Here is a 10,386-nt window from a genome sequence, read left to right on the forward strand (position 1 = left end):
CGGGTGAGCGCCGGTTCGGCCGCCGCGACGTCCGCCGCGGACAGCCGCTCGGCACGCACCCCGGCGGCGGCCTGCGCGTCGGCGAAAGCGGTGAGCGCGTGGGCACCGGCCTCGGTGGTGGCGACGACGATGCCGCCCTTGGGGTCGAACTCCACCGCGGCCGCCGCGCGCGGGTCTTCGGCGGTGAGGTCTTCGACGAGCCGCGGCCACAACCGGTTCGAAAGCTGCGCGAGCGTGAGTTCCGCGCCCGGTCCCTTGTCCGAGACGAGGAGGTTGCCTTCACCGTGGGAGGTGGTGCCGCCGGCGGGCCGGCCGCGGTCGACGACGAGGACGTCGAAGCCGGCCAGGCGGAGTTCCCTGGCACACGCCGCACCGACGATCCCGGCGCCGATCACCACCACCCGCGTTCGGTTCATCGACCCTCCAGCGTTCGGTAAAGCGAACGATCGGAGCGTAGGTCCGCCGCCGGAACGCTGTCAATCCGGCAGCACGGGGTGCGGGCGGCCGTCGAGCCGCTCGTCCGCGCGGTACTGCAGCAGCAGGACCGAGTGCACCGGGGCCGCCAAGGCGGTGTAGCTGTGCGGCTCGCGGGCGTCGAACGCCACGTAGTCGCCAGGCCCGAGGTCGACGACGCGGCCGGCCACCTCGACCCGCAGCTCGCCGGTCTGCACGACGGTGTGCTCGACGCCGACGTGCCCCTGCGAGCGCTGCGGCGCGTCGCCCCGCACGACCTGGTCGTAGACCTCGAAGACGCTGTTCTCGGCCTCGATCCGGCGCAGCGGCCGCAGGTCGACGCCCTCGCCGCGGAGCACCTCGACGTCGGCGCCGCGGACGACGGTCAGCCCGCCGCGCGGCCGGTGGTCGAGCAGGTCGGAGATCGCCACCTCGAGGGCGCGGGACAGGCTGAAGACCGTCTCGATGGTCGGGTTGCCGGTGCCGGCTTCGAGCTGCGAGAGCGTCGCCTTGCCGATCCCCGAGCGCCGGGACAGCTCCGAGAGCGACAGCTCGCGGGCCGCACGGGCCGCGCGCAGGTTGACCGCGAGCATGTCCCGGATCGACGGGTCTTCGCCGTTCGGTAAAGCGTCCACTCGCCCCGCCTTCCGTTCGGTTCAGCGTCATGATGCCACGCGCTAACCTGGGTCCGGTGAACATCCTCGCGATGGCCGGCTTGGCCACCCCGATGGCGATCCGGGTGGCCGCGACGCTCAGCCTGGCCGAACGCGCGGGCGACGCGGGCGCGACCGCGGAGCACCTCGCCGCGGAGACCGGCACCTCGGCCCCGGCTCTGCGGTGCTTGCTCGACCACCTGGTGGCGGTCGGCGTCTTCGAAGCCGTGCCGGCCGGGTACCGGCCCACCGAACTCGGCGCCCAGCTGCGGGAAGACGCGCCGGAGGGCGTGAAGCCGCTGCTGGACATCGGCTGCGCGGGCGGGCGCGCCGAACTCGCGTTCGCGGACCTCCTGGGGACGATCACCACCGGCGAGCCCGCCTACGTCCGCCGCTACGGCCGGGAGTTCTGGGCGGACATCGACGCCGAGCCGGCCCTGCGGAGCTCGTTCGACGCCCAGATGCGCTGGCGCTTCCAGGTGCAGGCCCCGCAGATCGCCGAGCGCTTCGACTGGGGCCGCTTCCCGAGGATCCTGGACGTCGGCGGCGGGTCGGGCACCCTGCTCGAAGCGATCCTGCGGGCCCACCCGGGCGTCCGCGGCGAGGTGCTGGACCTGGCACCGTCGGCCGCCGCGGCGGCGGAGCGGTTCGCGGCGGCCGGGCTCACGGACCGCGCCGGCGCGGTGTCCGGCAGCTTCTTCGACCCGCTGCCCACCGGCGCGGACGCCTACCTGCTGTCGGACATCCTGCACGACTGGGACGACGCCCACGCCCGCCGGATCCTGGAAAGCTGCCGCCGGGCGGCCACCCCGGACGCCACCGTGGTGGTCGTCGAGCCGGTGCGCGGCCAAGGCGCGAACACGGCCATCGACCTGTTCATGCTGATGTGCTTCGGCGGCCGCGAACGGACGATCGGCGAACTCACCGCACTGGCCGCCGAAAGCGGTCTCGAGCCGCGCGGCACGAGTCCGGTTTCGGACGGCCGGACGGCGCTGGAATTCGTGCCCGCCGGCGGGGCCCGTTACGGCTCGTAGGTCAGGCAGTTCGCCGCGTGCCCGCCCTCGCCGGCCCCGACGCGGACGCTGGGCGCGGTGCACTCCAGCGCCGAGTTGTGCCGGCAGTCCGCGCGGGAGCACGCGCCGACCTGCGCGACGACGCGGTCCAGGCCACCCTTCGTGTTCAGCGGGACGAACGTGCCGCAGTCGGCGGATCCGTTGTCCCCGCCGACGGTAATGGCGAACGCGTGGCAGCCGTCGTGGTTGTAGGAGCAACCGCTGACGGTGCATTCGTGGACGGCGGGCATTTCGGTGGTGGTCATCCGAGCTCCTCGTTCCGTGGTGGGAAACAGTCGGTCCCCCGACGCTCCCACCCGGACCCGGGCCCCGCAATTCGCGGGCCAAGGCATTACCCGGTCGGGTCGGCGGCGGTGCCTCCGCCGTCACCTCGGCCGTCCGGAGGGGAACGCCCCGCCGGTCGCGGACGAAGAACGTCGCCAGCAGCCCCAGCAACGTCATCCCCGCGAGGTAGGCGCACACCGAGTAGACGGTCCCGGTGCTCGACTGCAGGGCCTCCGCGATCGTCGGCGCGAACGCCCCGCCCAGGACGGCGCCGAGGGCGTAGGAGATCGCCGCGCCGCTGTAGCGGACCCGCGTCGGGTACATCTCCGCGTACAGCGCGGCCTGCGGGCCGTACGTGAGGCCGAGGCCGACGGAGAACAGGACGAGGGCGAGCACGAGCAGCCCCACGTTCGCGGTGTCGAGCAGCGCGAAGAACGGCACCATCCACAGCAGCTGGACGGCGAACCCGATGCGGTACACCTTGATCCGCCCGACGCGGTCGGCGAGGTGCCCGCCGACGAGCGTGCTGACCAGCCAGGCCACGGCCGACACCATGACCGCGGCCAGCACCGTGGACCGGTCCAGGTGCAGCGTCTTGACCGCGTAGGACTGGACGTACCCGCCGGTCGTCATGTACCCGACCGCGTTGTTCGCGGCGAACAGCACCGCGCCGAGCAGGACCAGCACCCCGTGGTGCCGGAACAGCGGCACCAGCGGCAGGCTCGACCGGCTGCGCGTCCGGCGCACCTCTTCGAACACGGGACTTTCCGCGACGCGGCCGCGGATCAGCAGTCCCACGACGATGAGCACGAAGCTCAGCAGGAACGGGATGCGCCAGCCCCAGGCGAGAAACTGCGCGGGCGTCGTCACGGCCGCGGCCAGCGCGAGGGCGCCGTTGGCGAGCAGCAGCCCGATCGGCACGCCGATCTGCGGGAACGCACCGTAGAGCCCCCGCCGGTCGGCGGGCGCGTGCTCGACGGCGAGCAGCGCCGCACCACCCCACTCCCCGCCGGCCGAGAGCCCTTGCACGATCCGCAGCACCACCAGCAACACGGGTGCCGCGACCCCGATCGAGCCGGCGCCGGGCACCAGCCCGATCAGCACGGTCGAGACACCCATCAGCAGCAGCGTGGCGATCAGCAGCGCCCGCCGCCCGAACCGGTCCCCGAGGTGCCCGGCGACCACGGCGCCGATGGGCCGGAAGAAGAAGCTGATCCCGACCGTCGCGAAGGACAGGAGCAGCGCGTCCTTCCCCAGCGCGGCGAAGTACTGGGTGGCGAAGACGAGCCCTGCCGAGATCGCGTAGATGAAGAAGTCGTACCACTCGATGGTGGTCCCGGCCATCGCCGCGAGAACCACCCGGCGGTGCTCACGATCGATGCTTCCGAACAGTCGCATGACGGCTCCTTTGGTGTCCGCTGACCGTTGGGGCAGGATCGTATATAATTTTCGATATGATCCGCAAGAGCCGTTGACATGCGAAAACCCGGCCGGCGCGGAGCCGACCGGGTTTTCGCGGTGGTTCGTGACTTCAACGGCGAAGGGTGCCCACGCGAGCGGTCCTTTCGCGACGCCCGCCGCCGGGCGGGTCCGCGAAGTCGCGGGACCGGCCGGTGGTTTCCGCCGCGATCCCGGGTCCGGATGTCATGAACGCCCCTTTCACCACGTCCGGCGACAGGGCCCCGGCAAAGTCGGGCAGCACGGCCGATCCGCCCACCCGCGATGTCATGAAAGGGTCGTTCACCTCGTCAGACGACATGAATGACCCTTTCACGACATCCCCGCGACGCCGCGCAGACCACCTCGGCCGATCTGACGTTGCCGGCTCCCTCACGGCAAGCTCAGTCCGTCAGGATCGCCGGGTCGCTCGTGCTCGGCCGCCCCGTCTCGACGTGGCCCGCCAACCTGCGCAGGAACTTCGGATCCCCGTCCGACGTCACCGAAACGTCGTACCAGTTCCCGCTCCGCCGGATCCCGATCGTCTCGACGACCTTCCCACCCGGCCGCACGAGGCGCGTCACCGAATGGCGGCCGTAGGCGTCCTTCACCGTCAACCGCACCGGCGCCGTGCCAGGATTGGTCAGAACCAGGGTGAGATCACCGTCGCCGCAGCCGACCGAGACTTCCGGGCCCGGCCCGCCGCCGCGGAACTGGCGGACGAAACCGCTTGGCCCGTAGGCCGTGTAGTCGTACGCGCCCGACGCCGGCAGGGTGGCGGTGAGCGATTGGCCCGCACCCGCCGTGTACGTCCGCGGCTCCCCCGACGGCGAGACGACGTAGAACGCCGCGCCCGCGCGGCCGTGGCTGGCGAACGTCACCGCCAGGCCGCCACCGCTGAGCCGGGCGTCGGCCGACAGGTCGTACGGGAGCGCGCGGGCCGGGCGCGAGCCGCGTTCCTGCTTGGGCAGGGCGTTCGTCGCCGGGACGGCGGGGACGTAGTCCGGGTGCCGGTCGCGGTCCGGCGGCTCGTAGCCGGCGGTGTCCGGCAGGGCGGGCACCCGCGAGTCGGTGCGGGAGAAGTCGAACGCCGACGTCAGGTCGCCGCAGACCGAGCGCCGCCAGGCCGAGATGTTCGGCTCGTGCACGCCGAAGCGCCGCTCGATGAACCGGATGATCGACGTGTGGTCGAACGTCTCCGAGCACACGTAGCCGCCCTTGCTCCACGGCGACACCACGAGCATCGGCACGCGCTGGCCGAGCCCGTACGGGCCGGCGGGGTTCGACGCCGAGCCGGCGAAGATCTCCCCCGTCGTGTCCACAGTGGACTGCCCGGCGGTCGCGTACGGCGGGACGACGTGGTCGAAGAAGCCGTCGTTCTCGTCGTAGGTGATGAACAGCGCGGTCTTGCTCCACACCTCCGGGTTCGCCGTGAGCGCGTCGAGCACCTGCGCGATGTACCAGGCGCCGTAGTTCACCGGCCAGTTCGGGTGCTCGCAGAACGCTTCCGGCGCGGTGATCCACGAAACCTGCGGCAGGGTCCCCGCCTTGACGTCGGCGCGCAGCCGGTCGAAGTAGCCCTCGCCCGCCTTGGCGTTCGTGCCGGTGCGAGCCTTCTCGTACAGCGCGTCGCCGGGCTTGGCGTTGCGGTAGGAGTTGAAGTACAGCAACGAGTTGTCGCCGTAGTTGCCGCGGTAGGCGTCTTCGATCCAGCCCCAGCCGCCGGCGGCGTCGAGGCCGTCGCCGATGTCCTGGTAGATCTTCCACGAGACCCCGGCCTTCTCCAGCCGCTCGGGGTACGTCGTCCAGGAGTAGCCCTTTTCGTCGTTGCCGAGCACCGGGCCGCCGCCCTGCCCGTCGTTGCCCGTGTAGCCCGTCCACATGTAGTAGCGGTTCGGGTCGGTCGAGCCCATGAACGAGCAGTGGTAGGCGTCGCAGATCGTGAACGTGTCGGCGAGCGCGTAGTGGAACGGGATGTCCTCGCGCGTCAGGTACGCCATGGTGGTCGATCCCTTGGCGGGCACCCACTTGTCGTACTTGCCGCCGTTCCACGCCGCGTGCGTGTCGTTCCAGCCGTGCGGGAGGTCCTGGATGAACTGCAGGCCGAGGTTGTCCGCTTCGGGGCGGAACGGGTAGATGTCGCGCTTGCCGTCCGACTGCGCCCAGACCGGCTTGCCGTTCGCCAGGGTCGCCGGCCGCGGGTCGCCGTAGCCGCGCACACCGCGCAGCGTGCCGAAGTAGTGGTCGAACGACCGGTTTTCCTGCATCAGGACCACGATGTGCTCGATGTCCCGCACCGTCCCGCTGTGCCGGTACGCCGGGATCTCCGCCGCGCGGGCGATGCTGGTGGACAGTGCGGAAAGGGCAGCCGTGCCGCCGGCCAGCTGCAGGAAGCGCCGACGATTGACGTCCGTCATGGGGACTCCGGGGGTGTCGTGGTGGAGAGCCGGGTCAGTATGGGTCGCTGATCGAGAACCTGTGCCACGACAGAGGCTAACTCCGGTTGAAACCCTGGTTAACGAGCTTCCCAAATAGGGAAGCACGTACTAATGTAGTGCTTCACTATGAACGATGTATCCGAAGCGGCGTTCGGCCGGGACGCCGACGACCGCCTGTTCTCCCCCGGTGTCCGCGCGGCGCTGGCGGGCTTCGCCGTCGACGGCGACACCGCCGCGCTCGAAGCGGCCGCCGCCGTCCGCACGGCCGCGCGCGCCCTGGACCAGCTGCGCTCCCGGGGCACCGACAACCGCGGCCTCAGCGCCGGCGCGCTCGACATCCTCATCCGGCTCGCCGGCCGCGAAGCCGGCACCAACGTCAAGGACCTGGCCGCGGCCGCCGGGGTCAGCTCGCGCAACGTCACCGGCCTCGTCGACACCCTGGAACGCGCGGGCCTCGCCGAACGGGTCCCCGACACCCGCGACCGCCGGTCGGTGCTGGTTCGGATCACCCCGGACGGCCGGACCTGGCTCGAGGACTTCCGGCGCCCGTCCCAGGCGGCGATGGCCGCGGTGTTCCGCGGCTTCACCCCCGACGAGACGACGGTGCTCCGGCACCTGTGCCTGCGCCTCGTCGAGAACCACCAGCACCTCACCCGCTACCTGGAGGACCGATGACCGACCAGACCCGCGAGGCCGTGCAGGCCTACCACCGCGCGCGCTTCGACGGCGACGTGACCGCAGCGGCTTCCCGCCTCGCCGACACCTTTTCGTTCGAGAGCCCGCTGATGAGGTCCGGCGACGTGCGCGGCCACCTCGACGGGCTCGCGGCGTTCGTGGCGGTGGTGACCGGGGTGGAGCTGATCAGCGAGCTCTACGGCGACTCGGAGGCCACGCTCGTCTACGACGTGCACACCGCGACGCCGGTGGGCGCCCAGCGCACGGCCGAGCACTTCCGGCTGCGGGACGGGAAGATCGAAGCGATCACGCTGATCTTCGACGCGACGCGGTGGCACCCGGTGCTGGCAGCGGCGCCCGTCCGGCTGCCCGGATCCGCGGAGACCACGAGCTGAGCTCGAACCCCGGACGGGACGCCACCTCGCCCGGTGTACCCGGCGCACCGGCGCGCAAACGTCAGCGCCGGGACACCTGGTAGTGCGCGATGAGCCAGCCGCCGCCGGCCCGGCGGAGCACGACGCCGAGGGTGACCGGGAGCGCAGGCCGGTCGGTGAAGCCGAAGTCGACGCTCACGTAGCCGAGCACCACGTCCTCGGCGAGCCGCCGGGTCTCCAGGACCCGGTAGTGCGCGGTCAGCCCCAGCGGTTGCGAGGCGTAGTACTCGGTGACGCCCGCGCGCCCGACGCTGTAGGGGTGCAGGCCTTGGAAGACGGCGTCTTCGGTGAAGACCGCCGCGGCCCGGGCCGGCTCGTGCGCGTCGACCGCGGACTTCCACTCGTCCAGGACGCCGGTGAGGACGTCCGCTTCGGCGGTCATCAGCGGCCCGCGCTCTGGCCGCCGTCGACGTGCAGGATCTCGCCGGTGACGAACGGCGCGCCCTCGAGGTAGGCGACCGCGTCGACGATGTCGGCGATGTCGCCCATGCGCCCGAGGGGGTGCAGCGCCGCCAGGAACTCGTGCGTTTCGGCGGGGTGCATGGGCGTGCGGATTACACCGGGCGACACGGCGTTCACGCGGATGCCGCGCGTCGCGTACTCGATCGCCAGCGCCTTCGTGACGGCGTTGAGGCCGCCCTTCGTCAGCGACGCCAGCGCGGAGGGCACCGAGCTGTCCGCGTGGTCGGTCAGGCTGGTGGTGACGTTGACGATGTGCCCGCCACCGTTCTCCAGCATGGCCGCGACGGCGTGCTGCGTGACGTCGAAGAAGCCGCGCAGGTTGACGCCGGTGACCGCGTCGAAGTCGGCGGCGGTGTAGTCGGTGAACGGCTTCGCCACGAACAGGCCGGCGTTGTTGACCAGGGTGTCGACCCGGCCGAACTCGGCCAGTGCCCGCTCGACGACGCGGGCGCCGACGGCGGGGTCGGCGATGTCGCCGGGGACGGCGAGGATTTCGGCGTCCCCCGACGGGGTGATCGACCGCGAATTGGCGACGACGGCGTAACCGAGCTTGCGGTACGACTCCACCAGCGCCGCGCCGATGCCCTGCGAAGCGCCGGTCACCACCGCGACTTTCCTTGTGCTCATGACTGTGGACCTCCTTGGGTTTCGTCCTGAGCCGATGGTGTGCCCGCCCTGCGGTGGCCCGCCACGACCGGTTCGCTCTCAGCTGAGAGGCGCGCACTCCCACCGCACTAAGCTGCCGGGATGGAGCTACGCCAGCTTCGGTACTTCGTGGCCGTCGCCACGGAACTGAACTTCGGCCGGGCCGCGGAGCGGCTGCACATCGCGGGACCGTCGCTGTCCCAGCAGATCAAGGCGCTGGAGCGCGACCTCGGGGTCCGCCTCTTCGACCGCGACCGGCGTTCGGTGTCGCTCACCGCCTGCGGCGAGGCGCTGCTGCCCCGGATCCGCGCGCTGCTGGAGCAGGCGGACGACCTGCGCCGCTCGGCGGCGGGCTTCGCCGCGACCGAACCGGTGCGGCTGGGGTACGTCAACTGGCGCCCCGCCGACCTGCTCGACCGAACCGCGGGAGTGGCGCAGTTGCACGTCGCCACGTGGGTGCTGCCTTCGCACGCCCAGCTGCGCCGCGTCGCCGACGGCAGCATCGACCTGGCCATCAGCTGGGCCCGCGCCGCCGACCTGGCCGAGCACGACCTCGAAGGGCACCTGATCGGCGCGGACCGCCTGCACGCGATCGGCACCGGCACCGCCCCGGTCCGCGCGGCGGACACGGTCGTGCTGGTGGACGCGGACACCGCGAGCTGGGCCTCCTGGAACGCCTTCGCCGAGGAGTTCGCCGCGGCCACGGGGGCGAAGGTGGTCCGCACGCACGACGGCGGCATCACCGGGCCGGCGTTCTTCGACCACGTCCGCAAGCTGGGCCGTCCCGTGCTGAACTCCCCCAAGGGCCAGACGGCGCCGGTCCCGCCGGACCTCGCGCGGCGGCCGGTGGTGGACCCGGCGCCGTTCTGGACGTGGTCGCTGGTGTGCCGCCGGGACGAAAGCAGCGCGGCGGTCCGCGGCGTGCTCGCGGCGTTGACGCGGGACGTCGGTTCGCAGGTCACCGAGAACGCGTGGCTGCCCGCGGACGACCCGCACGCGCAAGCGGCGCAGACCCGCTCCCGCTCAGCGGAGGTCTGAGGGGGGTCGACCTGCGAGCGGAAGCGGGAGAATCAGGCACCCGTTACAACGCACGGCCCCGGCCGGTGTTCCGGCCGGGGCACGTGACGTCCGTCGCTCAGCCGCAGGCCGCGCCGTTCACCGTGAACGCCGCCGGGTTCGCGTTGCTCCCGGTGTAGCTCCCGTTGAACCCGATCGCCACCGAGCGGCCCGGCGCCACCGAACCGTTCCACGGCAAGGACGTGGCGGTCACGTCCGCGCCCGACTGCGCCCAGGTCGCCGACCAGCCCTGCGTCACCTTCTGGTTGCCGGGGAAGGAGAACTTCAGCTTCCACGCCGACCACGCGGTGGTGCCGGTGTTGGTCAGGTTCACCGTCGCCGTGAAGCCGCCGGTCCAGGTGTTCGCCGCGTAGGTGACCGCGCAGCCGCCCGCCGCGAGCGTCGTGAACCGCGCCGCGGGCGAATCCGGCGAACTCAGGCCGGTTCCGTTGCGCGCCACGACGACCACGTTGTAGGCGGTCGACGCCGTCAGCCCGGTCAGCGTCGCGCTCGTCCCGGTGACGGTGGCGAGCACCTTCCGGGTCGAGCCGTCCACGCGGACGACGTCGTAGCCCGCGACGCCGCTCTCCGGGTCGGCCGCCGCCGGCCAGGTCAGCGTCGCGCCGGTGGCCGAGACCGCGGACACGGCGGGCGTGCCCGGCGCGGTCGGCGCCGTGGTGTCCGCACCCGACGGCGACTTCTCCGCCGTCCAGTTGGTCAGCCACGCCAGCGCCGAGTTCCAGTTGATCGCGACCTCGTTCACCGAGTACGCCTGGATGTCGTCGACGAAGCAGCG

Annotated in this window: 11 protein-coding genes and 1 pseudogene; 4 read left to right on the top strand and 8 right to left on the bottom strand. The window is 72.0% G+C overall.

All coding sequences use genetic code 11. The features are described 5' to 3' along the window. Together G3I65_RS31920 and G3I65_RS31925 are read right to left on the bottom strand one after the other, a co-directional pair. Nucleotides 1-416 (bottom strand): FAD-binding oxidoreductase (locus G3I65_RS31920; protein ID WP_160699393.1); only part of this gene is annotated, 416 nt, incomplete at its 3' end. A 60-nt stretch (nt 417-476) separates the two neighbouring features. Next, on the bottom strand, nt 477-1,046 hold the full coding sequence (locus tag G3I65_RS31925) for a helix-turn-helix domain-containing protein (RefSeq protein ID WP_160699402.1): 570 nt from the start codon (nt 1,044-1,046) through the stop codon (nt 477-479). A 113-nt stretch (nt 1,047-1,159) separates the two neighbouring features. Between G3I65_RS31925 and G3I65_RS31930 the strand changes: the two genes are divergently transcribed. Continuing rightward, the gene (locus G3I65_RS31930) at nt 1,160-2,140 is read left to right on the top strand and encodes a methyltransferase (RefSeq protein ID WP_375336740.1); all 981 of its coding nucleotides are present in this window, start codon (nt 1,160-1,162) and stop codon (nt 2,138-2,140) included. On the opposite strand, the gene G3I65_RS31935 is transcribed toward G3I65_RS31930, so the two are convergent. The 3 genes and pseudogenes from G3I65_RS31935 to G3I65_RS31945 all read right to left on the bottom strand — a co-directional run bounded on the left by G3I65_RS31935 (nt 2,128) and on the right by G3I65_RS31945 (nt 6,297). After that, nucleotides 2,128-2,424 (bottom strand): DUF1540 domain-containing protein, encoded by a 297-nt coding sequence (locus G3I65_RS31935; protein ID WP_160699395.1) that lies wholly within the window; start codon nt 2,422-2,424, stop codon nt 2,128-2,130. The two genes, G3I65_RS31930 and G3I65_RS31935, sit on opposite strands and share 13 nt — an antisense overlap. A 109-nt stretch (nt 2,425-2,533) precedes the next feature. Beyond that, nucleotides 2,534-3,841, bottom strand: a pseudogene (locus tag G3I65_RS31940) (MFS transporter); the annotation flags it as partial. Nucleotides 3,842-4,284: 443 nt separating this feature from the next. Beyond that, nucleotides 4,285-6,297, bottom strand: a complete 2,013-nt coding sequence (locus G3I65_RS31945; protein ID WP_160699396.1) for a phosphocholine-specific phospholipase C — start codon at nt 6,295-6,297, stop codon at nt 4,285-4,287. A gap of 147 nt (nt 6,298-6,444) precedes the next feature. Here G3I65_RS31945 and G3I65_RS31950 point away from each other — a divergent pair, with 147 nt between their 5' ends. Both G3I65_RS31950 and G3I65_RS31955 read left to right on the top strand, forming a co-directional pair. Further along, entirely contained in the window at nt 6,445-6,993 is a 549-nt protein-coding gene (locus G3I65_RS31950) for a MarR family winged helix-turn-helix transcriptional regulator (RefSeq protein WP_160699397.1), read from the top strand. Beyond that, on the top strand, nt 6,990-7,388 hold the full coding sequence (locus G3I65_RS31955) for a hypothetical protein (protein ID WP_160699398.1): 399 nt from the start codon (nt 6,990-6,992) through the stop codon (nt 7,386-7,388). Before G3I65_RS31950 ends, G3I65_RS31955 begins: the two co-directional genes overlap by 4 nt. A gap of 61 nt (nt 7,389-7,449) precedes the next feature. On the opposite strand, the gene G3I65_RS31960 is transcribed toward G3I65_RS31955, so the two are convergent. Both G3I65_RS31960 and G3I65_RS31965 read right to left on the bottom strand, forming a co-directional pair. Continuing rightward, entirely contained in the window at nt 7,450-7,809 is a 360-nt protein-coding gene (locus G3I65_RS31960) for a nuclear transport factor 2 family protein (protein WP_160699399.1), read from the bottom strand. Continuing rightward, on the bottom strand, nt 7,809-8,516 hold the full coding sequence (locus G3I65_RS31965; protein WP_160699400.1) for an SDR family NAD(P)-dependent oxidoreductase: 708 nt from the start codon (nt 8,514-8,516) through the stop codon (nt 7,809-7,811). The genes G3I65_RS31960 and G3I65_RS31965 overlap by 1 nt, the downstream gene beginning before the upstream one ends. Nucleotides 8,517-8,636: 120 nt before the next feature. On the opposite strand from G3I65_RS31965, the gene G3I65_RS31970 reads away from it, so the two are divergent. Continuing rightward, nucleotides 8,637-9,572, top strand: a complete 936-nt coding sequence (locus G3I65_RS31970; protein ID WP_160699401.1) for a LysR family transcriptional regulator — start codon at nt 8,637-8,639, stop codon at nt 9,570-9,572. Between the two features lie 97 nt (nt 9,573-9,669). Here G3I65_RS31970 and G3I65_RS31975 read toward each other — a convergent pair. Continuing rightward, on the bottom strand, nt 9,670-10,386 hold a 717-nt coding region (locus G3I65_RS31975), incomplete at its 5' end, for a cellulose binding domain-containing protein (RefSeq protein WP_203612570.1).

The sequence above is a fragment of the Amycolatopsis sp. SID8362 genome (genome assembly GCF_010550475.1).
Classification (GTDB): domain Bacteria; phylum Actinomycetota; class Actinomycetes; order Mycobacteriales; family Pseudonocardiaceae; genus Amycolatopsis; species Amycolatopsis eburnea.

Coding starts and splice junctions, on each gene's coding strand:
- G3I65_RS31970 (WP_160699401.1), top strand. CDS start 8,637: ATGGAGCTACGCCAGCTTCGGTACTTCGTGGCCGTCGCCACGGAACTG.
- G3I65_RS31930 (WP_375336740.1), top strand. CDS start 1,160: ATGGCCGGCTTGGCCACCCCGATGGCGATCCGGGTGGCCGCGACGCTC.
- G3I65_RS31960 (WP_160699399.1), bottom strand. CDS start 7,809: ATGACCGCCGAAGCGGACGTCCTCACCGGCGTCCTGGACGAGTGGAAG.
- G3I65_RS31935 (WP_160699395.1), bottom strand. CDS start 2,424: ATGACCACCACCGAAATGCCCGCCGTCCACGAATGCACCGTCAGCGGT.
- G3I65_RS31965 (WP_160699400.1), bottom strand. CDS start 8,516: ATGAGCACAAGGAAAGTCGCGGTGGTGACCGGCGCTTCGCAGGGCATC.
- G3I65_RS31945 (WP_160699396.1), bottom strand. CDS start 6,297: ATGACGGACGTCAATCGTCGGCGCTTCCTGCAGCTGGCCGGCGGCACG.
- G3I65_RS31950 (WP_160699397.1), top strand. CDS start 6,445: ATGAACGATGTATCCGAAGCGGCGTTCGGCCGGGACGCCGACGACCGC.
- G3I65_RS31955 (WP_160699398.1), top strand. CDS start 6,990: ATGACCGACCAGACCCGCGAGGCCGTGCAGGCCTACCACCGCGCGCGC.
- G3I65_RS31925 (WP_160699402.1), bottom strand. CDS start 1,046: ATGCTCGCGGTCAACCTGCGCGCGGCCCGTGCGGCCCGCGAGCTGTCG.